Genomic DNA, 22994 nt, shown 5'->3' with positions numbered 1-22994 from the left:
TCCTGCATATATAATTTCGTATTTTATTAGATTACTTTCGCTTCTGTATGGAGCAACGATACAAGTTCTTTTACTTGATCTTGCAGCTCGCCTTGTAACACTTTTCCTGCATCTTTCTTAGGAGGCAAATAGATTTCAATTGTTTTTGTTTTTGCTTCCACATCATCTTCTTCTAAATCTAAATCATCTAATTCTAATTCTTCTAGTGGCTTCTTCTTCGCTTTCATAATACCTGGAAGCGATGGATAACGCGGTTCATTTAAACCTTGTTGCGCTGTTACTAAAACCGGTAATGATGTTTCAATTACTTCTGTATCCCCTTCAACATCACGCTCGATTTTCACATTTGTACCATCAATTTCAAGCTTTGTAATTGTCGTTACATATGGAATATTTAACGCTTCAGCTACACGTGGACCAACTTGTCCAGATGCACCGTCAATCGCAACGTTTCCACCTAAAATTAAATCTACTTCTTTATCTTTCAAATATTCAGCAAGCACTTTTGCCGTTGTGAACTGGTCACCATTCTCAACATCATCTTCAATGTTAATTAATACCGCTTTATCGCAACCCATCGCTAATGCTGTGCGAAGTTCTTTTTCACTCTCCTGGCCACCAACTGTTACAACAGTAACTTCTCCACCTTGTGCATCTCTTACTTGAATTGCTTCTTCAATCGCATATTCATCGTAAGGGTTGATGATGAATTCCGCTTCGCCATCGTAAATTGCACCGTTTTTAATTACGATTTTTTCTTCTGTATCAAATGTTCGTTTCATGAGTACGTAGATGTTCATTCCATTTACCCCCTTATTTTTCAGAAAGATTCTATCAATTTTAAAATTCTGTTAATTTATATTAAAAAAATATTTGGACTACCTACCACTAAATGAAGGCTTACGTTTTTCTAAAAATGCTGCTACGCCTTCTTTTCCATCTTCACCCGTAAATACTTCACCAAAAATCTGTGATTCACGTTGTACACCTTCATAATAATGAGACGATTTTGTTGTTTGTAATAACTCTAACACAGCACGAATTGTTGCCGGACTTTTTCCAGCAATCTGCTTTGCAATTTTAAGCGTATCTTCTAAAAGTGATTCTTCAGAAAGTACCCCGTTAACAAGTCCCCATTTCAATGCCTCTGCACCAGTAATTGGTGTACTTGTTAACATCATTTCACAAGCTTTCGCTTTACCAACATAACGCGGTAAGCGCTGTGTACCTGCAAAACCAGGAATTAATCCAAGTGTTAACTCAGGTAAACCAAGCTTTGCACTTTCAGTTACAAAGCGCATGTGGCAAGACATAGCAAATTCAAGGCCGCCGCCAAGTGCCGCTCCATGAATTGCCGCAATAACTGGTTTTGAACATTTTTCAACACGCTCAAACGTAACTTGCCCAAGCTGTGCTAATTCTGTCGCTTGCTTCGCTTCAGTAACAGATGTAAATTCTTTAATATCTGCTCCCGCTGAGAAGAAGCGCCCTTCGCCATGTAGAACAACAACACGAATGTTATCATCCTTTTCCACTTGATCGATTAATTCAGTAACGTCATGCATAACTTGTGAAGACATCGCATTAGCTGGCGCATGGTTTAACGTCGCCACGGCGATATGGTCTTCAACTCTTACAGATAGGAATTTCAACATGATCCCTCCCATTATTGACGATAACCACAAGCTGCAATAAGTAGCCCATGTACCGTTTTTGAAAGTGCGACCAGATCATACTTATGATCGCTCATTACCCAATTGGTCACAACTTCATCTACTGTTCCAAAGATCATTTGTCTTGCCACGCGAACATTTAAATCCGCCTGAAATTCACCTTGCTTTATACCTGTCTCTAAAATCTCATCCATGACTTGTAAGTAGCCTTTTAATACTTCATTTATCTTGAGGCGCAAGTCTTGATTGGACTGTCTTAGCTCTAATTGTGTAACGATAGCAAGAGGATCATTTTGCGACAACAGCAAGAAGTGCGTTTCTACCAACATAAATAACTTCGCTACAGCGCTTTCAATTCCTGCTATTTTTTGACGAATTGTTTCAACAAATTCTCCCATCTTCTCTTGGAATAAGGATATTAATATATCTTCTTTATTTTTAAAATATAAATAAATCGTGCCATCAGCTACCCCAGCTTGCTTTGCAATTTTAGAAACTTGCGCTTGATGGTATCCATTCTCCGCAATCACAATGACTGCTGCATCAATAATTTGATTGTATTTCGGTCTATTTTTCTTCACTTTACTGTCCCCTTCAAGAAGATGACTGAATGAATAGTCATTCATATTCTTATAATACTGACTATTTAGAAAAGTGTCAATCCTATTTTTTCAAAAAGAAAGGGCCTTAGCCCGTTTGTTCATCCTCATTCTTTCTCTTCTCTTCATCTATTAGGACACGTCGTAAAATTTTTCCAACTGTCGTCTTCGGCAACTCACTTCTAAACTCATATACTTTCGGGACTTTGTAAGCTGCTAAATATTTACGTGCAAACTGATCTAATTCTTCTTCAGAACATTCGACGCCTTTCTTCAAAACAACAAACGCTTTTACAGTTTCCCCTCGATACGGATCAGGAACACCGATTGTTACCACTTCTTGCACCTTTTCGTGTTCATATAAAACCTCTTCTACTTCACGAGGATATACATTAAAACCGCTAGCAACAATCATATCCTTCTTACGATCTTTCACATAGAAAAAGCCATCCTCATCCATGTATCCTACATCACCTGTATGGAGCCAGCCATCTTGCAATACAGCCGCTGTTTCCTCTGGCTTATTCCAATACCCTTTCATAATTTGTGGGCCTTTTACAACAATTTCACCAATTTCACCCGGAGGTAATGCCTCTCCTGTTTCAAGTGACATAATGATTGCCTCTGTGTCTGGCCACGGCACCCCAATACTTCCCGGCACGCGTTTTTCCCACAAAAAATTCCCATGTGTAACTGGTGATGACTCCGTTAATCCATAACCTTCTACTAATTTACCACCTGTAACTCTCTCAAACTCTTCCTGCACTTCTACCGGAAGCGGCGCAGAGCCACTAATACAAGCCTGAATAGAAGAAATATCGTATTCTTTTAGAAGGGGACTATTTAATAAAGCAATATAAATGGTTGGTGCTCCTGGAAATAGTGTGACTTTATGTTTTTTAATTGCTTCAAAAACCATTTTCATATCAAACTTCGGAATAAGCACCATTTTATATCCTTGCATAATACTTAAATTCATTACAGCTGTCATCCCGTACACATGAAAAAACGGAAGGACACCAAGAATTACTTCTTCTCCTTCTTTACAATTATATAACCAATGCGCTCCCATTAAAGTGTTCGAAACGAGGTTTTTATGCGTCAACATAACCCCTTTTGGAAATCCTGTCGTTCCCCCTGTATACTGCAAAAGAGCTAGATCATTTTCAGGATTACAGGGAACTTCAACATCCGTATTTACTTCTCTTTCTACTGAATCCCAAAGATGAATCGTTTCACTTTCTGATACTTTCACAACTAAATTCGACTGCTTTTTTTGTACAAATGGATACAATAAATTTTTAGGGAAAGGTAAAAAATCTGCAATACGGGTTACGATAATATGTTCAAGCTTTGTCGTATTTTGAACATTCGTCACTTTCGGAAATACTAAATCCAGGCAAAGAATTACTTTTGCTCCCGAGTCACGCAGCTGATACTCCAGCTCTCTTTCTGTATAAAGTGGATTTGTTTGTACAACAATTCCTCCCGCAAGTAATGTACCATAATAACCAATTACAGATTGCGGACAGTTCGGCAACATAATAGCAACTCGATCCCCTTTTTCCACACCTAGCGTTTGAAGATAATTTGCAAATCTCTTCACCTTATCATGGAAATCTGAAAATGTAATATCCTTCCCTAAAAAGTGAAGCGCTTTCTTTTCTGAATAACGAGAAGCCATCTGTTCTACATATCCATGAAGTGGCTGAATATCATAAGAAATTGTCTCTGGAATTTCATCTGGATAACTCTGTAACCAAGGTTTTTCCACTCTCATTCCCCCTTCCAATATTTGCGAAAATAAATGAATGTTCATTCATGATGGTTGTTTTCATTATATTATAGTCATAACAACGTTACAATCATAATATTCTGACTTTTATATAACTATGCCTTTAACTTCTTAATTAAGTATTCTTTATTAAACAGGGATTATATTATCTCTCACGAATTTAATCTATGAACGAAAATAGGGGGGATAACAATGTACCAAACAATTGAAGGCTTTCTACAATCATGGAAATACGAAGCTGAGTCTACTCAGAAAATGCTTGATGCATTAACGGATGAATCTTTATCACAAGAAATTGCGCCTGGACACTGGACTTTAGGACGAGTTGCTTGGCATATCGTTACTGCAATTCCAATTATGCTATCAGGGACAGGATTAAAGTTTGAAGGCGAAACGAAAGATTATCCTGTTCCGACTTCAGCAAAAACAATTGCTGATGGGTATCGCAAAGTGAATGCAGCTTTTGTTGAAGCACTTCAAAGTGAATGGGCAGATAAAGACTTATCTACTATTAATGACTTCTTTGGTCGCCCTATGCCGAATTCTATATTTTTAATGACACTCATTAATCATCAAAATCACCACCGTGGACAGATGACTGTTTTAATGCGACAAGCAGGATTAATAGTTCCTGGTGTATACGGTCCTGCAAAAGAAGAATGGGCTGCGGCTGGAATGGAAGCTCCTAAAATGTAACAACAAAAAAAGACAAGGTGTTTACACATCTTGTCTTTTTCTGTAACTTGTTTCATGTGAAACTATTTTTTGCTAAATGGTTGTTTTATGGAAAAAACACGTTAAAATGAATACATATTATGAGGAGGGGCAACCAAATTGAATACAAAAAATAAAAAAATAGCTATGGGAACTCTTTTACTAACTTCTATTATTGGAGTTATCGGTGTATCCCTTTACTTCACATATTATGGTACTCCTTGGGGAAAACAAACAGCAATTGCCGAATCAAAAAAGTATATTACAAAATACTTTAATCTAGATGCGGAAGTCAAAAATACTTCTTACGATGCTAAAATGAATAGCTATGCAATCTCCTTTGAAACAAGTGCAGACGGAGAGTTTACTATCGAATATAAAAGTCCTAATAACTTTAACATTTCTCCAGGAGTTCAAGAGTATTTAAGTAAACACTACAAATTTACAGAGTAGTAACGAAGCATACATATACAAAAAAGAGTTGGTGTAACGCCAACTCTTTTTTACTTATTCTTGTCATACCGTTGCATCTTCCTTCTCAATATTTTTAATTCCATAATAAGCAATCGCCATACCGATCGCTGCAAATGTGAATTGAAGAGGGAGAAAAGTCGCTATAGGAAACATTGGCTGGTTATTAATTGCGATTGACACAACGATAATAGATGAAACGATTGTAGTTGGCACCGAATGTTTACGCATTCCGAAATATAGAGGGATTAAACTTATTCCCGCTGTTGCAATTGCTAAAGGTACAAGATTTACCCCTTCTTGAATTAATTGATCTACTGTAAATGAATTAGGAAGAATTGAAAAATAACTATCTATCCCAAAGAAAACTCCTACTACTAAAATGTTAGATAAAATAACTGTTATAAATGTTACGATCGCTGTAATAGCCAACTTACTAACCATCATTTTCTTCCGGTTAATTGGATAAGAAAACATAAGTAGTATTGTTTTATTTTTATATTCATCAATTATTAACTTGGCTATTAGTACACCACCAAAAATAATAAATGTTCCTCTTACTGACGCACTAGCCATCAACAAAATTGCTTGAGGATCCCTTATTTCTGGATCTCCTTCTATTTGAGCAACGAAACCAACCAAGATTAATAGCGCCAGTATGGTGATATTTGCAATAATTGCTCCCTTCACATACCATCCAAGCTTAAACTTCTTCAGTTCTAGCTTCATAAGTCGTAGCATTATAGTCCTCCTTCCATGTAAGCCACTTAAAATTTAATTGATATAAATTGCAATTACTATTATTTTTTTCACTATTCATATCCCAGTTCGTTGTTGTTTTAAGCTTGCTTCACGCCACATCAATCTTGTCGATTTTACGATACGAAAGATGACTAATAAAAATACCTAATAAACAGAGCACAATTGGGATAGCTATAAAGTCAAACATACTTACTTGACCGCTTCCAGCCCCAACGTTACCACTAATCAGCATTCCTATTATTACTGCAGAAGTAATCGTTGTCGGTGTCGATTTCTTTCTCATCCCAAAAAATAAAGGAATTAAACTTATACCAGATATCATAAATGCACTTATAATAGTAGTTGGAACGCTAGCTATTATTTCGCCTATCGTAGCAGGCGTTTCAATCAGTCCCATCATTGGACTTACAAAAAACACGAGCAAACTAATAATGAAAGTAGCGATAATCGTGCTCACAAAACAAAAACAAAAAACAATTGTTAATTTCGCTCTCATTAGCATTTTCCTTTGCAGTGGGTACATAAATAGTAGTTGTATTGTTTTGTTCCTATACTCATCAATTACTAAACGTGATAAAATGACCGAACTAAAAATAATGCATGTTATCCTAATAAAAATATTTGCTACAGCCATTTGCTGTGTGAAGTCAGAGAGGAGCACTTCTGCCTCGCCTTTAGCTCCCAATGCCATAAGGCTTACTACAGCAAAAATTGCTATAATACAAATTGCTACACTTTTAAAGCAGCTAGATAATTGATGTTTTTTCCATTCAAGCTTCATTAATTTAAGCATATAAACCACGCCTCCATTCCTTATATAACTATCTCTACGCTAATAACATTCTAATTCCAGCTGTAATTACGCTTAATATCCCTATCACTAGTAAAATTAACACCCATTTCCGCTCTGGTTTTCTATAATATAAAATTCCACTTATGAACATTACGATCAATCCACTTACTAGATTCAGCACTAATAAATTCATCATCATAACTCCCTATTGAAATAGTTTTTCACATTCAAAATGGCAGCAACAATCCACTAAGCATGAATTCCTTCTCCATCCATGACATTTAAGAAATACTCTTCTAAAGAGCTATGTTTCTTATTAATACTTTCAATTTCCACATCGTTCATAATAAGTGCTTTTGAAATTGCTTGCTGCGTCACCGCCACTTCATAAACACGAATCATATTTCCACTCATTATTTTGTAATTTTTTATACCGAGTTTATCTTCTAAAATATAAGCTGCACGTTTCACATCAGGAATAGTAATTTCAATGTACTCTGTTTGTTTTCCATTAATACTCTTCATTGAAACTTCTTTTATTAGCTTCCCATTTTGAATAACACCAATTGTATCCGCCATTTGTTCCATTTCACCTAAAATATGACTAGAAACTAATAAAGTAATGCCATATTCTTTGCAGAGCATTTTAAACAAGTCTCGTAATTCTTTAATACCAATTGGATCTAAGCCGTTAATCGGTTCATCTAAAATAAGAAGCTCTGGTTTTGTCATGATTGCTCTTGCAATACCCAGTCTTTGTTTCATCCCTAATGAAAAATCTTTTACTTTTTTATTGTCTATGCCGTGCAGTTTCACTAAATTCAAAGCATGATCAATTGCGTTCTTATCGTAATAACCCATGTATTCACAATGTAAATCCAGATTTTCCTTCGCCGTTAATTTATCATAAAAAATCGGATATTCAATAATCGTTCCCATACGCTTTAACAATTCATAAGATGTATCTGTTAATTTCTCACCGAAAATTTCAATATCTCCGCTCGTCGGTTTAATTAAATTCGTAATCATTTTCATAATTGTTGTTTTACCAGCACCATTCGGTCCTAAAAAGCCATAAATTTCTCCTTTTTTCACATGCATGTTGACACCAGAAATAACTTCTTTTCCTTCGAATACTTTCGTTAACTGGTTCGTTTTTAATATATATGTCATATCGCTTTCCCCTTTCGCACCACTTTCTATTTACATAATAGACAATGGAAATCTCTTTTTTCTTACCCGTTCCTTACAAATTCCTTACGTTCAAAAAAGCTTGTAGAATAACCTTCTCTACAAGCTAAAACTCCATTTTTTTCAATATAATTGTAAAGGTTGTTTTTTCATATGGCTTACTAGAAAGATGAATTTTTCCATCCATTGCTTCTACAAGCCTTTTCGTAATCGTTAAACCTAGACCACTGCCCTGGTACAATCTATTTCTTGAATCTTCAAGTGTGTACATACGCTCAAATACTTTATCAATATGAGATTCATCAATTCCTTTCCCTTTATCCCATACGTCTATATACACACTCGTTTCATCCTCTCTTAATACCATACCGAGCGCCTTCCCATCATATCCATAGGCAATCGCATTTGATATTAAATTGTTTAACACCCTTCCAATCACTTCTGCATTTCCAAATGCATATATATTTCTCTCTGGTATATCAATATGAACCTCGAATCCTTTCGAGGTTAATAAATCATAAAACGATAAAATCTTTTCCCTGCATATTTCATTCATGTTTATCTTCGTTATTTCAATTGCTTTATCACCAGATTCCAGTTTTGCTAAATCGAAAAACTTATGAATCAGTTCCATTACTTCTAATGTTTTCACATGTACCTTTTGTAATAATAATTGCCGTTCTTCTCCATTTATCGTTTTATCTAAATTTAACATTTCTGTATATCCAAGAATGACGGTAAGCGGCGTTTTTAAATCATGTGAGATGTTCGAAAGCATTTTTCTCATCGAAATTTCTACTTTCGCATGATCTGCATTCGTTTTCTGTTTCGCATCTAACAAATGATTAATAGTAACTAATAGTTTTTGCAGTTCTTTATCGTCTGTCATAACTAATAGCTTCTCACCAGTTTTCTCTTTTACAATATCCTCTAATTTTTCATATGTATAACGTAAATTTCTACTATTATTTTTTCGAATTTTATATTGTACATAAATTATTATTAGCAATATACAAATAACGGCCGTTAAAAAAGTAACCATACTACATCCCTTCCAGCTTATAACCGATGCCCCACAATGTTTTTACATACGCTGGGTTAGATGGATCAGTTTCAATTTTCTCGCGCAATCTTCTCATATGGACATTAATAACGTTGTCATCACCATAATATTCTTCATTCCAAATTAGTGAATAGATTTGCGCTTTCGTAAATACACGATTTTGGTTCTTTACAAACAGTTTTAAAATCTCAAATTCTTTTAAAGTAAGTTTAAGCTGTCTTCCCTTTTTCTCTACAGTAAAATTAATTGGGTCAATTATTAAATCACCAATCTGAATGGTCTCATCTTTTGATTCCACAGCTGAATACTTTGTAGATCTTCGAATAGCAGCTTTTACACGCGCTGCTAGTTCAATCATAGAAAACGGTTTACAAATGTAATCATCCGCTCCAAGACCTAAACCAACTGCCTTATCAACATCTGTATCCTTCGCTGACATCATTAAAATCGGAACGGCACTTTTCTCTCGAATGATTCGCACAACCTCTAAGCCATCCAACTTCGGCATCATAATATCGAGAATGATCAAATCAAATGAACCTTTTAAAAATGCGGTAACTCCTTCTTCTCCATCAGATGCGATTGTAACTTGAAAACCTTCTTTTACTAAATATGTTTCAACCATCTCTTGAATTGAGACATCATCTTCAACTAATAAAATATGATGTGACATATTCTCATCCCCTTTTTACAAACATTAACATTTCAATTGTATCGCAACGAATGAATGCTGGAAAGAATTATATGAATTTTCAAACCAACTTCCCTTCCTTCCTTAACAATGATATGATGAAATTCACTACTATTGTTCATAATTAACTTTATATAAAGGAGACTTATCATGTCAGAAAACAAAAAAGTAAGCTTAGCTGATTTAATGCGCGAACAACTTGCAAAGAAAAAGCAAGGAAATGGAAATGGTTCAAATAATACAAATCAAAGCCAAGCAACGAAAAAATTACAAAACCAACAAACGAAGAAAACAAACAACCAACGTAGACGTACAGGTGTGTAAATGAACGGGCAAAAACGATCTAACATCGCGCCAGGTCTTGAAGTTGATATTGTGTTAAAACAAGATCAACGAACTGGTAAGTTAACAAGAGGAATTGTAAAAGATATTTTAACGAATTCCCCTTCCCATCCGCACGGCATTAAAGTAAGATTGCAGGACGGACAGGTTGGTAGAGTACAAAATATTGTTCAATAAAGAAAAGGAGCTCATTTAAAATTGAGCTCCTTTTCTTATTTTCATTACCCTTTAATTTTTTCGACGAAAACTACTTTTAAATAGTCTCCCTCTTTAAATTGATCAATTGTACGGAAATCTTCGGGTAAAGAATGTTCTTCTAATATTTTATATTTGCCGTTCATTTCTTTAAATGCTGTATCGATAAAGCCTTTAAATTTTTTCATATCGAATGCGCTACAATTTGTAGAAGCTACGATAATACCGTTATTTTCTGTAATGGCAATTGTTTCTTTTAATAAATTTTTATAATCTTTCGCTGCACTGAATGTATATTTTTTCGAACGTGCAAAGCTTGGAGGATCAAGTACAACCATATCAAATTTCATCTTTTTCTTAGCTGCATATTTGAAATATAGAAATACATCTTCTACAATAATATCTTGCGCTTCGTAATCAATTTCATTTACACTGAACTGCTCAATCGTTTTACTTAAACTACGATTTGCAAGGTCAACACTCGTTGTTTTACTTGCGCCGCCAAGTGCTGCAAATACAGAAAAAGCTCCAGTATAGGAGAACATATTTAAAACTGTTCTTCCTTTTGCATATTTATCACGAATTTGTTTTCGAACGTTACGCTGATCTAAAAATACACCAACCATCGCCCCGTCATTTAAATATACAGCAAAGTTTACACCGTTTTCTTTTACGATAAGTGGAAACTCACCGCGCTCTCCTGCTACAAAATCATCATCTTCAATGTATTTCCCTTTCGTATCAAAACGTTTTTTCTCATAAATACCCTTAAAGTTTGCTACTTTTTGAAGTGCTTCTACGATTTCATCACGGAAAGTATAAATCCCTTCACTATACCAACTTATTACGTAATAACCGTCATAATAATCGATGATTAAACCACCAAGACCATCGCCCTCACCATTCACAACACGAAATGCTGTTGTATCATTTGATTTATAAAAATCTTTTCGTTTATGTAAAGCAGATTTGATTTTACTTTCAAAGAAAGGTTGATTAATTTGCTCCTTCTCTTTTCTCGTTAAAATCCATCCATATCCTTTATTTTGTTTTCCATAATAGCCTTTTCCGATGAATTGGTTCTTCTCATCTACTACTTTGATGATTGTCCCTTCTTCACGTACATCATTTAAATTTTGGATAGCATCTTTTAAAATAAGCGGATATCCACTTTTAATTTCTTTTATAAACTTCGGTTTTATTTTTATAGTTACTTCAGATCGCATGTAATGTCTTCCTTTCCATTTGAATGCTTTCTAACTATAGTAAGCATTTAAAAAACGAGACTGAAAAAACAGCCTCGTTTCACTATACCATATTATTGCTTTGCTAGTACAACTAGCCTATTCGCTCGCATAACCGCTATATATTTACTAACTTTTGAAGTGAACATCTTACTATCTACAATAACCGAAAAAACTTATATAAAAGAGACTTTCTTTATTTTTCTACAGCAATTTCTTGCTTTTGAAACTTAGAAACTATATAACCAATTCCTATACCAATCATACCTGGAACTAACCAGCCAATCCCTACACTATATAATGGAATCTTATCTAAAATAGGTGCTAATGCGGCAATTTGAAGATTTGCATTGTGCAATCCATCAAAGAAGCTAATCGCGAACGCCCCTATAATACCGCCTACATACATTGCTAATGGAAGACGAACGTAATTTTCAACAAGTGATAATACGATAAGTACAATACCAATTGGGTAAATTGCAATTAAGATTGGTAATGCTAATGCATTTAATTGTGTTAAACCAAGGTTTGCTACCATAAATGCTAATACACAGAAAATGAAAACAACTTTTTGATAAGAAAGCTTTGGTAATAAAGAAGAGAAGTATTCCCCACAAGCTGCAACAATACCTACAGAAGTTGTTAAACATGCTGCTGTAATTGCGATACCAAGTAATAACGTTCCGTAATTGCCAAATAAATGAGTCACTACGTTTGTTAAAATAATTCCGCCGTTTGCTCCCATGCCAAGTGAAACACTAGAAGCTCCAAGGTAAGCAAGCGCTAAATAAACAAGTAGTAAGCCAAGTGCTGCAATAAATCCTGCAAAGATTGTTACTTTCGCAATGCTATTCTTATTTGTAATACCTTTTGCTTTTAAAGCATTAATTACAACATTTCCGAAAACAAGTGCTGCAAGTCCATCTAAAGTTAAATATCCGTCAATAAAGCCTTTAAAGAGTGGAGCACTATACGCTTCTGTCGGTGCACCAAACTCTCCAATTGGTGTCATAATTGCTTTCGCTACAATAATTGCAATGACAGCTAATAAAATTGGCGTTAACACTTTACCGATGCGGCCCACTAATTTCGATGGGTTTAAAGCTAAATAGAAAGTTACTGCAAAGAAAATAAATGTAAAGATAACAAGTGGATATGATTGACCAGCTACCTCACTTGGTAAAAACGGTGCAACACTCATTTCATAAGCAACAGTTCCTGTACGTGGTACACTAACAAATACACCTAAACATAAATAAATTGCAGTGATAAAAACAAGTGCGAATACAGGGTGTACACGTCCTGCCAGTTCATTAATATCTCCTTTTAAAGCTATAACAATAACCCCTAATAAAGGAAGTCCCACACCTGTTACGATAAAACCAAACAACGCAATCCATACATCCGTTCCAGCACCTTGTCCTAACGCTGGTGGGAAGATCATATTACCTGCACCGAAAAACAATGCAAATAACATTAAACTTATTGCAAACATCTCAGAAAACTTTAAAGACGATTTCATTTCTACTAACCTCCTAAATAATTATTATATTAACAAAATATTCTGAATTAAATTCCGTCACATCTCCTCTTTCAAGCATACTTCCCCATAAAAGAACGCAAAAAACACCCGTCCCTAATAAAGGGACGAGTGTTGAAATCGTGGTTCCACCCTTATTCTAATAAAATGAATTTATAACGAAATAAGCTCATTTTATAGCTCGTGTAAATTGATAACGGTTTTATCCGCCAAGAATTACAATGCATCATGCAGTTCACTCTTGAAGTTTAGAGGTGGTAAGTATGTCTTTTCGTATTAGGAAGCTCGCAGCCTAAGGCTTCCCTCTCTGAGAATCGTAAAAAACAACTCGTGTCCTCATCATTACTTTTATAAAATATCTTGTCGAAACTTGTTGTTTTTTATTATATGGGCTATTTTTTAAAAAATCAATAGTTTTATTTTTTCTGACAAAAAAATATAGGGAGAAAACATTTCCCCCTATATTTGCCCCATCAATCTTTCTAATTCTTCAGCTGTAATGTTCCGCCATTTTCCGGTTTCAAGTTCATTTAGCTCTATATTCATAATGCGAACTCGCTTCAACTTTGTTACTGTATACCCGAAAGCACGACTCATTCTACGAATTTGTCTATTCATTCCTTGTGTTAAAACGATGCGAAATGTAGATTGGTCAACTCTCGTCACTCTACATGGTTTCGTCATTCCATCTTTAATCTTTACACCGCTGGACATCATATCAATAAACCAATCTGTAAACGGCTTATCGACCGTAACAACATATTCTTTTTCATGCTCATGATCACCGTGCAAAATTTGATTCGCGATCGTACCATCATTCGTTAATAAAATGAGTCCTTCCGATGCTTTATCTAGCCGCCCAACAGGAAAGATTCGTTCTGGATAATCGATATAATCAATAATATTATCTTCAATATGATCGGCTGCTGTACAAGTAATTCCAACTGGTTTATGAAAGGCGATATATACTTTTTCTTTCTTTTCTTTTTCAATAACCTGCCCATCAATCGTTACAACATCACCTTCGCTCACGATTGTACCGTGCGTACAAATTTCACCGTTAATCGCGACACGTCCTGCTTTAATAAGGCGATCTGTTTCACGTCTTGAGCAGGATTTTGCTTCGCTTATGTATTGGTTGATTTTCATGTTTTATTCCTTTTCTTATAGATTAAAAGCGTCAATCCATGGCAATATCATTATGCCAAGATTGACGCTCCTTTACTTCGCAAAAACAACTAAATAAATAACCCCAATCACCAAAAATATTCCGCAACAAGCTAACAATACTTTTGCAAGTTTGTCCATAAACATATAATGGTTCCCCTTTTGTTTGGTTGTTTGCTATTTTAATTCGACAACTGTTACGCCTAGGCCTCCCTCGCCCATATCGCCGTAACGGAAGCTTTTCACACCGCGATGTTTCTTCAAGTAATCTTGTACACCTTGGCGAAGTGCTCCTGTTCCTTTACCGTGAATAATTGATACACGAGGATAACTTGCAAGCTGTGCATCGTCTAAATATTTCTCAACGCGCACCATTGCATTTTCAAAACGTTCACCACGAAGGTCAAGTTCTAATGAAACGTGATAGTCTCTACCTTTTACCGTTGCGACTGCTTTTTTCTCCGTTTGCTTCGGTGTATTAATGTATTCCATGTTAGACTCTTTCACTTTCATCTTCAGAATACCGATTTGTACGTTCCACTCTGTATCACTTACTTTTTCAAGTAGTTGACCTTTTTGACCGAACGTTAATACTTTTACTTCATCGCCTGCACGTAATTGTTGTTTTGGCGCTGTGTTTTTCACGTTTACTTTTTGTTTCTTAACAAGCTCTGGCGCTGCCCCTTCTAGACGGCTCTTCGCTTCAATAAGCTCGTGATCTTTCACGTTTGCAAGTTGTGCTTTGCGCAATTGACGAAGTTCTTGAATAATGCCTTCTGCCTCTTTCTTCGCAGCTTCGACTTTTTCTTCCCCTTCTTTTTGCGCTTTTAATAATCGTTCATCACGCTCTTCGTTAAATTCAACAATTTGACGCTGTAATTCGCGATGAAGTTTTTCAGATTGCTTGCGAAGCGCTTCTGCTTCGTTCCAGTCACGCTCTGCGTTCTTTTGACTTTCTTCTAACTTCGCAATCATATTTTCAATTTTATTTGTATCCGTACTAATATGGTTACGTGCTCGATCAATAACGCGATCAGATAATCCAAGACGCTTCGAAATTTCAAACGCGTTACTACGTCCTGGTACACCGATTAATAATTTGTATGTTGGGCTTAATGTATTCACATCAAACTCAACGCTCGCATTAATAACTTGCTCACGATTATATCCGTATGCCTTTAATTCTGGGTAATGCGTTGTTGCAACAACGCGAGCACCGCGGTTACATACTTCATCCAAAATTGAAATTGCCAGTGCAGCTCCTTCTTGTGGGTCTGTTCCAGCACCTAATTCATCGAATAAAACTAAGCTTTCAAAATCAGCCTTTTCTAAAATGTCTACAATGTTCACCATATGTGAGGAGAACGTACTTAAACTTTGTTCAATTGATTGCTCATCACCGATATCAGCAAAGATATTTTTAAATACACAAATCTCTGATTCATCCATTACTGGAATGTGAAGACCAGATTGCGCCATTAATACACAAATACCAACTGTTTTCAGTGTAACAGTTTTACCACCTGTATTCGGTCCTGTAATAACAATTGTCGTGAAGTCTTTACCGAGCATAATGTTATTTGGCACAATAATTTCCGGATCAATAAGCGGATGGCGTGCTTGTCTTAAATCCATATAGCGCTCGTTATTTACGATTGGCTTCGTTGCTTTAATTCGCTTCGCATAAAAAGCTTTCGCAAAAATGAAATCAAGATTCGCAACTACTTCTACGTTTGATAGAACGATATCAGCTTCTACTGCTACTTCTTCTGTTAACATCATTAAGATGCGTTCTACTTCTTGTTTTTCTTTCACGCGTGCTTCTTGAAGTGCATTATTTAACTCTACAATTACTTGTGGTTCTATAAATAACGTTTGTCCAGAAGCCGATTGATCGTGAACAATACCTCCATATACACCGCGGTATTCTTGTTTTACCGGGATTACGTAGCGTTCGTTACGAATCGTTACAATCGCGTCTGATAACATTTTTTGTGCGTTTGAAGAACGCGTCATGTTTTCTAATTTCTCACGGATACGGCTTTCCGCAGTGCGAATTTGGTTACGAATACCACGCAATTTGTCACTTGCGCTATCGACTACTTCACCGCCGTCACCGATACAATTTGTAATTTTCTTTTCTAAATCATATAAAGATACAATTTGTGCAACATGTGTTTCTAAAATTGGAAGTTCAACACCGTTTTCAATCATATCGTCAATGAATCGTTTCATTTGACGACTACCGTACATCGTATTTGCAATATCAAGTAGTTCATTTGGACTTAACATACTTCCGATTTTCGCACGTTTTACATTTGGACGAATATCTGAAATGCCGCCTAATGGCACACTTCCTTTTAATCGGATAACTTTCGCAGCTTCGTCCGTCGTTTCTTGCATGACTACAATTTCTTCAAAATCTGTGCTTGGCACTAAATTCTTCACCTTGTCACGACCAAGTGAAGATGCTGTATGTTCAAGTAAGTGTTCTTTTACTTTATTGTATTCTAATACACGCAACGTTCGTTCTAACATGTTGCAGGTCCCCCTTGTGTTACTTATTACGTTTAATATAGTCTAATAAACGTTCAATATCCCACGTGTTAATCACGTTATCTTTTTGAATCCAACCTTTACGAGCTGCCGCTACACCAGTTTCCATATCTTCTAACATTTCAAGTGTGTGAGCATCCGTATTAATCGCTATTTTTACGCCTGCATCTTGTGCTTGCTTTAATAATTTTGCACTTAAATCTAGACGGTTCGGATTCGCATTTAATTCTAAAACTGTATTTGTTTCTTTTGCGAGTTCTATTAATAAATCTGTATCTACATCGTACCCCTCACGGCGCCCAAGAAGACGACCTGTCGGATGGGCAATCATTGTGACATGCTTATTCTCAAGTGCAGTGCGAAGACGTTTCATAATCGTTTCACGGTCTTGTGAGAAGCTAGAGTGAATGGCTCCAATGACATAATCTAGTTCTGCTAATACTTCATCATCAAAATCCAGTGTTGTATCTGGTAAAATGTCCATTTCAATTCCGCGTAAAATTGTAATGTCCGGATACTTTTCATTCATACGTTCAATTTCTTTCGCTTGCTCACGAAGACGCTCTTTCGTTAAGCCATTCGCTACTTTCAAGTATTGTGAATGATCGGTAATTGCCATAAATTTATATCCACGAGCGCGACATGCTTGTACCATTTCTTCAATTGAAAAAGCACCATCACTCCACGTTGTATGCATATGTAAATCACCTTGTATGTCAGAGAACTGAATTAAGTTCGGATACTCTTTAATTAATTCAATTTCTTTTCCATCTTCACGCACTTCTGGCGGGATGAATGGAAGACCGAAATGAGCAAAGAATTCCTCTTCCGTTTCAAATGTTTTCACTTCACCTGTTTCCAAGTTTTCTACACCGTACTCACTAATTTTCTCGCCTTTATCTTTTGCAATTTGGCGCATTTTTACGTTATGATCTTTTGATCCTGTGAAATGGTGAAGAGTTGTAATAAACTCTTCTGGTTTTACAAGACGGAAATCAATTGAAATATCGTATTCATATTGAAGACGAACAGATACCTTCGTATCCCCGCTCGCAATTACTTCAATCATATTATCAAATTGTAGTAATTGCGAGCGTACTACTGCTGGTTCTGTCGTCGCAATGATAAAGTCTAAATCCTTTACTGTCTCACGAACACGACGTAAACTACCAGCGCGAGAGAAACGAATTACCTCAGCAATATTCGACAATTTCCCCTCTATTTCCCCGGCAATAGGCAATACCATCGCAATTGGTAAACGCTCGGGACGAGATCCGACTTGATCAATTGCTTCCAATATTTTCTCTTCTGTTTTCTTACCGAAACCTGCTAAAGCTTGTACTTTATTTTCCTCACAAACAGCTTTTAACGTTTCCATATCGACAACACCAAGCTCTTTGTATAACTTAGCTACCTTCTTACCACCAAGGCCTGGTAGTTTTAATAGCGGTAATAAACTGCTCGGTACTTCTTTTTCAAGTTCTTGTAGTACTTCAGATGTTCCCGATTCTATATATTCTTGAATTACCGCTGCGGTTCCTTTTCCGATGCCCGGAATCTTTGTGAAATCTTCAATTTCAGAAAGACTACGGTCATCACTTTCTAGCGCTGCCGCCGCTTTACGGAATGCAGATATTTTAAATGGATTTGCGCCCTTTAATTCCATAAATAGGCCGATTGTCTCCAATAATTTAATAACTTGTTTTTTATTTACTTTCATCATTGCCCCCGCCTTTCTTTCATAGAAAAAAACTTCTCTTTCCGAAAAAAGAGAAGTTATACTCTGCTACCTGTCTGCCATAGTTCCTTCACCTTTTCAGAAAGAATCGGTGTATCGTCTATAATTATTTTGCTAATTGATGATTTTTGTAATGGTGTTTGCAATTGTTCAATTGGAAGAATTGTTCCAACAATAATTAAGACAAACAAAATAATATACACTTCTAAAAATCCGAGGATTGCCCCCGCAAGTGCATTCACTTGCTTTAAAACCGGTATTTCTGCAAACATATTTAACAAATTACCAAGTAATGAAAGTGCGATTTTTGTAATAATAAATAATACGATAAACGCAATTGCTTGATAAAATACTGTTTCAATATTATTTGCATCAATCCATTCTGGAACAGATACGTTTTTATCAAATGGATACGGAATAAATTTCGCAAGTGTTGGCGCTAAATCTTTACAGTACCAGTATGCAACAAGGTATGCGATAATAAAGCTTGTTAACTTTATAAGTTGTAAGATGAACCCTCTGCGTAAGCCAAGGAAAAATCCCATAACAAGCAGTAAAATGATAATAATATCAATCATGTTATTCCATTCCTTTTTTTGTCATACTTTCTTTCAGCTTCTCATGTTCTTCTTTTAATTTTATGTAATCGTGTATGACGTTTACCGCCGTCAATACCGCTAGTCTACTCGTATCAAGCGAAGGATTCTTGGCATTGAGTTCGCGCATTTTATCATCCACAATCGCTGCTACCATGCGGATATGACTTGTACTTTCATCGCCAACAACTGAATATTGCTGACCATAGATTTCTACATTAATTCGACTTTTCTTTCCCTTTTGTTGTGACAACTCACCGGCCTCCAATCACGTACAGAATCCTAAAGTTTATCATACCATGAACCATCATAATATGGAAACAGAAAGAACAATCCGATATGATAAAAATAACAATATAAAAAAGGAGCGACCATCTTGTCAAATTCTATCGTATTACAAACAAGTTCTACAGTAATTGAAGACATGAAACAACAATATAAACAGGCGCTTAGCCCGAAAATTCCGCAAGGCGGTATCTTTATGGCAAAAGTTCCATCTTGCACGATTACAGCATATAAATCAGGCAAAGTGATGTTCCAAGGTGGCCGTGCTGAAGCAGAAGCTACTCGTTGGCAAACTGTCTCTGCAGCACCAAAATCAGCTGTAAAAAAATCGGCTAACTCACATCGTTATGCCCCGCCCTCTTCCATCGGTACAATGTCTATTGTAGGATCCGATGAAGTAGGTACTGGCGATTATTTCGGACCGATGACAGTAGTTGCTGTATATGTGGATGCAAAGCAAATTCCGCTCTTAAAAGAACTCGGTGTAAAAGATTCCAAAAACTTAAACGATGCCCAAATTGCAGAGATTGCAAAACAACTCCTTCACGTTGTTCCTTATAGCTCTCTCGTTCTTCACAATGAAAAGTATAATGAGCTATTTGATAAAGGAAACAACCAAGGTAAACTGAAAGCTTTGCTACACAATAAAGCCATCACAAACTTATTAGCAAAAATTGCACCTACAACACCAGAAGGCATCTTAATCGACCAATTTACGCAACCTGATACATACTATAAATATTTAGCGAAACAAAAACAGGTACAGCGTGAAAATGTTTATTTCGCTACGAAAGGTGAGAGCGTTCACTTAGCGGTAGCCGCTGCTTCCATTTTGGCTCGTTACTCATTTGTAAAACAATTTGACGAACTAAGCAAAAAAGCTGGTATGCCACTTCCGAAAGGTGCTGGCAAACAAGTAGATATTGCCGCTGCTAAACTCATTCAGAAGCTTGGAAAAGAAAGACTACCTGAGTTTGTGAAACTGCATTTTGCTAATACGGAGAAAGCATTTCGCTTATTGAAAAAATAACTACTTTTTAGTATCGACATGATTTTCATGAACTAAACAAGGCGAAAAGAATTGGATTCTTTTCGCCTTTTATAAATGATATAACAACCTAGAAATTACCCTTCATCTCATCATGGCACAAGGAAATGTAAAAAATCCCATTTTTGTTGTAATTAACGGTAAAGAATCTCTTGTTTTTTGTTATAATCTAAATATACAGAATATAAACAAATCAAGGAGAGGTTCCCATTGCTACTTCTACAAATGATTCTAAATATTTTACTAGGCGATCCACACGAAAGACAGTTCAAAATTAGAGAAAACATTCAGTTACTCAGTGAACAACGAGAGTTCAACGATTTAATAGAAAAATACGGTCGATCTTTTTTATTAAATTTTCGAATTCGAAAATTTATCGGGAAACACGATGCCCACTTGTTAATTCGTAACCCAGCCAAGCTGCAACACTTCTGTGAGGAACTTGAATTTATGATTAGAAGAAGAGGATTGTTTAAATAAGGAGAGTCACCACGACTCTCCCTTTTATATTAGCTTCGTTTTTGCTTCTTATTTGATGAAGATACTTTATGAGAACCAGTTTCATGTGTCGTTGTTCCTTGTCCTTCCACTTCTGGAGAACCTAGGCTTGATCTAGAATGATCTTTTTTCACTTTTTTACCCATTTACATTCACCCCTTCACGTTACTATTTGCTGCGAGGTAATAAACTATTCAAAATAAAAAAGCGAGAGGATTCCCTCTCGCTTTTTTATATTTTAGAATTCAGAAGAACCTGGAGTTCTTGGGAATGGAATTACGTCACGGATGTTAGCCATGCCAGTGATGTACATTAGGAAGCGCTCGAAACCTAGACCGAATCCAGCGTGTTTTGTACCGCCGTATTTTCTAAGTTCTAAGTACCACCAGTAGTCCTCTTCGTTCATGCCTAGTTCTTTAATTCTGTCTACTAAAACGTCCATTCTTTCTTCACGTTGACTTCCGCCGATTAATTCGCCGATGCCAGGAACTAGAAGGTCAGTAGCAGCTACTGTTTTACCATCTTCATTTAAGCGCATGTAGAACGCTTTAATGTCTTTTGGATAGTCAGTTACGAATACAGGGCGTTTGAAGATTTCTTCTGATAAGTATCTTTCATGCTCTGTTTGTAAATCAATACCCCATTCTACTGGGTATTTGAAGTCAGCGCCTGACTCTTGAAGTACTTTAATTGCTTCTGTATATGTGATGCGACCGAAGTCAGAGTTGATTACGTTGTTCATGCGCTCTAGAACTGTTTTATCAACGAAGCTGTTGAAGAATTCCATTTCTTCTGGTGCATGCTCTAATACGTATTTCATTGCATATTTCAGCATATCTTCTGTAAGGTTCATTACATCACCTAATTCAGCGAATGCAATCTCAGGCTCAACCATCCAGAACTCAGCTGCGTGGCGAGTTGTGTTTGAGTTTTCTGCACGGAATGTAGGTCCAAATGTGTACACATCACGGAATGCTAATGCATAAGCTTCAGCATTCAGCTGTCCACTTACCGTTAAGTTTGTTTCTTTACCGAAGAAGTCTTTTGACTCGTCAACTTGTCCGTCTTCACTTTTTGGTACGTTGTTTAAATCTTGCGTCGTTACGCGGAACATTTCGCCTGCACCTTCTGTATCACTACCAGTGATAATTGGTGTATGAACATGTACGAATCCACGCTCTTGGAAGAATTGGTGAATCGCAAACGCTGCGATAGAACGCACGCGGAATGTTGCTGAGAATGCATTTGTTCTTGGACGTAAGTGAGCGATTGTACGTAAGTATTCAAACGTGTGACGCTTCTTTTGAAGTGGGTAATCAGAATCTGATAAGCCCTCAATATCAATTTTTTCTGCTTTAATTTCAAATGGTTGCTTTGCTCCAGGTGTTGCAATTACTTTACCTTCTACTTTAACTGAAGAGCTAAGTGGAAGTTTTGCAATTTCTTTGAAGTTCTCTAATTCTGTATCGAAAACGATTTGAACGCTTTTGAAGAAGCTACCATCGTTTAATTCGATGAAACCAAATGCTTTTGAATCACGTAAGTTACGAATCCAACCTGATACTTGTACTGTTTGATCTGCGTATTTCTCTGTATCTCTATACAGACTTTTTACTAATGTGTTTTCCATAGTGAAATTCTCCTTTGCTGATATATTTAAATACAAAAAAACCTTTCATCCATAAAGGGACGAAAGGTTAAACTTCGCGGTACCACCCAATTTGTCATAAAGACCAACTTTAACTCGTATGTAATACATACTTCCCGGTTTGTAACAGGCCGGATTCCCGTCTAAGTCTACTCTTGAATACAAGCTTCAATTTCGGTTAGCAACTCCAAGGTGTTCTTCACATATACCGCCTCATCAGGCTCTCACCGCCCCTGACTCGCTTTGGATTATAGTATATACTACTTTTCCTTATCATCGTCTTTCATTTTGTTAAACTAAAATTAATGTACTACATTCGAGGGAAAGATGCAAGATGTCGGAAAATATATCAGCGATTTTTATCATATATCGACCGTAACTCGAA

At 36.3% G+C, this 22994-nt stretch carries 25 protein-coding genes and 2 other annotated features; of the genes, 6 read left to right on the top strand and 19 right to left on the bottom strand.

Annotated elements, in window-relative coordinates; translation table 11 throughout:
- Positions 1-26 precede the first annotated feature (26 nt).
- The 4 genes from etfB to VK90_RS11735 form a co-directional block, all read right to left on the bottom strand.
- Positions 27-800 (bottom strand): electron transfer flavoprotein subunit beta, encoded by a 774-nt coding sequence (gene etfB, locus VK90_RS11750; RefSeq protein WP_048372942.1) that lies wholly within the window; start codon positions 798-800, stop codon positions 27-29.
- 78 nt (positions 801-878) lie between these two features.
- The gene (locus tag VK90_RS11745) at positions 879-1655 is read right to left on the bottom strand and encodes an enoyl-CoA hydratase (protein ID WP_002173667.1); all 777 of its coding nucleotides are present in this window, start codon (positions 1653-1655) and stop codon (positions 879-881) included.
- Between the two features lie 11 nt (positions 1656-1666).
- Positions 1667-2254, bottom strand: a complete 588-nt coding sequence (locus tag VK90_RS11740) for a TetR/AcrR family transcriptional regulator (protein ID WP_012261773.1) — start codon at positions 2252-2254, stop codon at positions 1667-1669.
- 106 nt (positions 2255-2360) lie between these two features.
- The gene (locus tag VK90_RS11735) at positions 2361-4046 is read right to left on the bottom strand and encodes a long-chain-fatty-acid--CoA ligase (RefSeq protein WP_048372937.1); all 1686 of its coding nucleotides are present in this window, start codon (positions 4044-4046) and stop codon (positions 2361-2363) included.
- A gap of 213 nt (positions 4047-4259) precedes the next feature.
- Between VK90_RS11735 and VK90_RS11730 the strand changes: the two genes are divergently transcribed.
- Positions 4260-4763 (top strand): DinB family protein, encoded by a 504-nt coding sequence (locus tag VK90_RS11730; RefSeq protein WP_048372936.1) that lies wholly within the window; start codon positions 4260-4262, stop codon positions 4761-4763.
- Positions 4764-4901: 138 nt separating this feature from the next.
- On the top strand, positions 4902-5234 hold the full coding sequence (locus tag VK90_RS11725; protein WP_048372935.1) for a YfjL-like protein: 333 nt from the start codon (positions 4902-4904) through the stop codon (positions 5232-5234).
- 63 nt (positions 5235-5297) lie between these two features.
- Here the strand turns inward: VK90_RS11725 and VK90_RS11720 are convergent, their stop codons facing one another.
- From VK90_RS11720 to VK90_RS11700, 6 genes are all read right to left on the bottom strand, one after another.
- Entirely contained in the window at positions 5298-5993 is a 696-nt protein-coding gene (locus tag VK90_RS11720; protein WP_048372934.1) for an ABC transporter permease, read from the bottom strand.
- Positions 5994-6102: 109 nt separating this feature from the next.
- Complete coding sequence (locus tag VK90_RS11715; protein ID WP_048372933.1) at positions 6103-6807, bottom strand: ABC transporter permease; 705 nt, start codon at positions 6805-6807, stop codon at positions 6103-6105.
- A 34-nt stretch (positions 6808-6841) separates the two neighbouring features.
- Positions 6842-7006 (bottom strand): hypothetical protein, encoded by a 165-nt coding sequence (locus VK90_RS28500; RefSeq protein WP_156185401.1) that lies wholly within the window; start codon positions 7004-7006, stop codon positions 6842-6844.
- Positions 7007-7056: 50 nt separating this feature from the next.
- Positions 7057-7980 carry an ABC transporter ATP-binding protein gene (locus VK90_RS11710; RefSeq protein WP_048372931.1) on the bottom strand — a complete coding sequence of 308 codons (924 nt, stop codon included), beginning with the start codon at positions 7978-7980 and terminating at the stop codon, positions 7057-7059.
- Positions 7981-8104: 124 nt separating this feature from the next.
- Entirely contained in the window at positions 8105-9040 is a 936-nt protein-coding gene (locus tag VK90_RS11705; RefSeq protein WP_048372929.1) for a HAMP domain-containing histidine kinase, read from the bottom strand.
- A 1-nt stretch (position 9041) separates the two neighbouring features.
- Entirely contained in the window at positions 9042-9734 is a 693-nt protein-coding gene (locus VK90_RS11700) for a response regulator transcription factor (RefSeq protein ID WP_025147537.1), read from the bottom strand.
- A 168-nt stretch (positions 9735-9902) separates the two neighbouring features.
- On the opposite strand from VK90_RS11700, the gene VK90_RS30240 reads away from it, so the two are divergent.
- Together VK90_RS30240 and VK90_RS11695 are read left to right on the top strand one after the other, a co-directional pair.
- Entirely contained in the window at positions 9903-10076 is a 174-nt protein-coding gene (locus VK90_RS30240; RefSeq protein WP_001293584.1) for a hypothetical protein, read from the top strand.
- Entirely contained in the window at positions 10077-10271 is a 195-nt protein-coding gene (locus tag VK90_RS11695) for a YwbE family protein (RefSeq protein WP_001014310.1), read from the top strand.
- Between the two features lie 44 nt (positions 10272-10315).
- Here the strand turns inward: VK90_RS11695 and VK90_RS11690 are convergent, their stop codons facing one another.
- The 7 genes from VK90_RS11690 to zapA all read right to left on the bottom strand — a co-directional run bounded on the left by VK90_RS11690 (position 10316) and on the right by zapA (position 19383).
- On the bottom strand, positions 10316-11515 hold the full coding sequence (locus VK90_RS11690) for a class I SAM-dependent rRNA methyltransferase (protein ID WP_048372926.1): 1200 nt from the start codon (positions 11513-11515) through the stop codon (positions 10316-10318).
- Between the two features lie 214 nt (positions 11516-11729).
- Positions 11730-13055, bottom strand: coding sequence for a branched-chain amino acid transport system II carrier protein BrnQ6 (brnQ6, locus tag VK90_RS11685; RefSeq protein WP_048372925.1), 1326 nt, complete (start codon positions 13053-13055; stop codon positions 11730-11732).
- A gap of 118 nt (positions 13056-13173) precedes the next feature.
- Positions 13174-13425, bottom strand: a binding site (T-box leader).
- Between the two features lie 107 nt (positions 13426-13532).
- On the bottom strand, positions 13533-14222 hold the full coding sequence (locus VK90_RS11680; protein ID WP_048372924.1) for a 23S rRNA pseudouridine(2604) synthase RluF: 690 nt from the start codon (positions 14220-14222) through the stop codon (positions 13533-13535).
- A gap of 195 nt (positions 14223-14417) precedes the next feature.
- Complete coding sequence (locus VK90_RS11675; protein WP_048372923.1) at positions 14418-16778, bottom strand: endonuclease MutS2; 2361 nt, start codon at positions 16776-16778, stop codon at positions 14418-14420.
- Between the two features lie 19 nt (positions 16779-16797).
- On the bottom strand, positions 16798-18516 hold the full coding sequence (gene polX / locus VK90_RS11670; RefSeq protein WP_048372922.1) for a DNA polymerase/3'-5' exonuclease PolX: 1719 nt from the start codon (positions 18514-18516) through the stop codon (positions 16798-16800).
- A gap of 56 nt (positions 18517-18572) precedes the next feature.
- Positions 18573-19112, bottom strand: a complete 540-nt coding sequence (locus VK90_RS11665) for a CvpA family protein (RefSeq protein WP_002173684.1) — start codon at positions 19110-19112, stop codon at positions 18573-18575.
- A 1-nt stretch (position 19113) separates the two neighbouring features.
- Complete coding sequence (zapA, locus tag VK90_RS11660) at positions 19114-19383, bottom strand: cell division protein ZapA (RefSeq protein ID WP_000082701.1); 270 nt, start codon at positions 19381-19383, stop codon at positions 19114-19116.
- A 123-nt stretch (positions 19384-19506) separates the two neighbouring features.
- Between zapA and rnhC the strand changes: the two genes are divergently transcribed.
- Together rnhC and VK90_RS11650 are read left to right on the top strand one after the other, a co-directional pair.
- Positions 19507-20445 (top strand): ribonuclease HIII, encoded by a 939-nt coding sequence (gene rnhC / locus VK90_RS11655; protein ID WP_048372921.1) that lies wholly within the window; start codon positions 19507-19509, stop codon positions 20443-20445.
- Positions 20446-20673: 228 nt separating this feature from the next.
- Complete coding sequence (locus tag VK90_RS11650) at positions 20674-20943, top strand: hypothetical protein (RefSeq protein WP_048372920.1); 270 nt, start codon at positions 20674-20676, stop codon at positions 20941-20943.
- 29 nt (positions 20944-20972) lie between these two features.
- Here the strand turns inward: VK90_RS11650 and VK90_RS27625 are convergent, their stop codons facing one another.
- On the bottom strand, positions 20973-21107 hold the full coding sequence (locus tag VK90_RS27625; RefSeq protein WP_002173687.1) for a YuzL family protein: 135 nt from the start codon (positions 21105-21107) through the stop codon (positions 20973-20975).
- A 92-nt stretch (positions 21108-21199) separates the two neighbouring features.
- Complete coding sequence (asnS, locus tag VK90_RS11645) at positions 21200-22591, bottom strand: asparagine--tRNA ligase (protein ID WP_048372919.1); 1392 nt, start codon at positions 22589-22591, stop codon at positions 21200-21202.
- A 52-nt stretch (positions 22592-22643) separates the two neighbouring features.
- Positions 22644-22895 (bottom strand) — a binding site (T-box leader).
- Between the last annotated feature and the right edge of the window lie 99 nt (positions 22896-22994).

It is taken from the genome of Bacillus sp. LK2 (assembly GCF_001043575.1).
Classification (GTDB): domain Bacteria; phylum Bacillota; class Bacilli; order Bacillales; family Bacillaceae_G; genus Bacillus_A; species Bacillus_A paramycoides.
This window is presented reverse-complemented; position numbering and strand designations above follow the sequence as displayed.

Excerpts from the sequence above, each read along its gene's own strand:
- VK90_RS11730 (WP_048372936.1), top strand. The coding sequence starts at position 4,260 with ATGTACCAAACAATTGAAGGCTTTCTACAATCATGGAAATACGAAGCT.
- VK90_RS11720 (WP_048372934.1), bottom strand. The coding sequence starts at position 5,993 with ATGCTACGACTTATGAAGCTAGAACTGAAGAAGTTTAAGCTTGGATGG.
- VK90_RS11680 (WP_048372924.1), bottom strand. The coding sequence starts at position 14,222 with ATGAAAATCAACCAATACATAAGCGAAGCAAAATCCTGCTCAAGACGT.
- asnS (WP_048372919.1), bottom strand. The coding sequence starts at position 22,591 with ATGGAAAACACATTAGTAAAAAGTCTGTATAGAGATACAGAGAAATAC.
- VK90_RS11700 (WP_025147537.1), bottom strand. The coding sequence starts at position 9,734 with ATGTCACATCATATTTTATTAGTTGAAGATGATGTCTCAATTCAAGAG.
- VK90_RS11665 (WP_002173684.1), bottom strand. The coding sequence starts at position 19,112 with ATGATTGATATTATTATCATTTTACTGCTTGTTATGGGATTTTTCCTT.
- VK90_RS11690 (WP_048372926.1), bottom strand. The coding sequence starts at position 11,515 with ATGCGATCTGAAGTAACTATAAAAATAAAACCGAAGTTTATAAAAGAA.
- brnQ6 (WP_048372925.1), bottom strand. The coding sequence starts at position 13,055 with ATGAAATCGTCTTTAAAGTTTTCTGAGATGTTTGCAATAAGTTTAATG.
- VK90_RS27625 (WP_002173687.1), bottom strand. The coding sequence starts at position 21,107 with ATGGGTAAAAAAGTGAAAAAAGATCATTCTAGATCAAGCCTAGGTTCT.
- VK90_RS11745 (WP_002173667.1), bottom strand. The coding sequence starts at position 1,655 with ATGTTGAAATTCCTATCTGTAAGAGTTGAAGACCATATCGCCGTGGCG.
- polX (WP_048372922.1), bottom strand. The coding sequence starts at position 18,516 with ATGAAAGTAAATAAAAAACAAGTTATTAAATTATTGGAGACAATCGGC.
- VK90_RS11710 (WP_048372931.1), bottom strand. The coding sequence starts at position 7,980 with ATGACATATATATTAAAAACGAACCAGTTAACGAAAGTATTCGAAGGA.
- VK90_RS11705 (WP_048372929.1), bottom strand. The coding sequence starts at position 9,040 with ATGGTTACTTTTTTAACGGCCGTTATTTGTATATTGCTAATAATAATT.
- etfB (WP_048372942.1), bottom strand. The coding sequence starts at position 800 with ATGAACATCTACGTACTCATGAAACGAACATTTGATACAGAAGAAAAA.
- VK90_RS11695 (WP_001014310.1), top strand. The coding sequence starts at position 10,077 with ATGAACGGGCAAAAACGATCTAACATCGCGCCAGGTCTTGAAGTTGAT.
- VK90_RS11675 (WP_048372923.1), bottom strand. The coding sequence starts at position 16,778 with ATGTTAGAACGAACGTTGCGTGTATTAGAATACAATAAAGTAAAAGAA.
- VK90_RS30240 (WP_001293584.1), top strand. The coding sequence starts at position 9,903 with ATGTCAGAAAACAAAAAAGTAAGCTTAGCTGATTTAATGCGCGAACAA.
- VK90_RS28500 (WP_156185401.1), bottom strand. The coding sequence starts at position 7,006 with ATGATGATGAATTTATTAGTGCTGAATCTAGTAAGTGGATTGATCGTA.
- VK90_RS11715 (WP_048372933.1), bottom strand. The coding sequence starts at position 6,807 with ATGCTTAAATTAATGAAGCTTGAATGGAAAAAACATCAATTATCTAGC.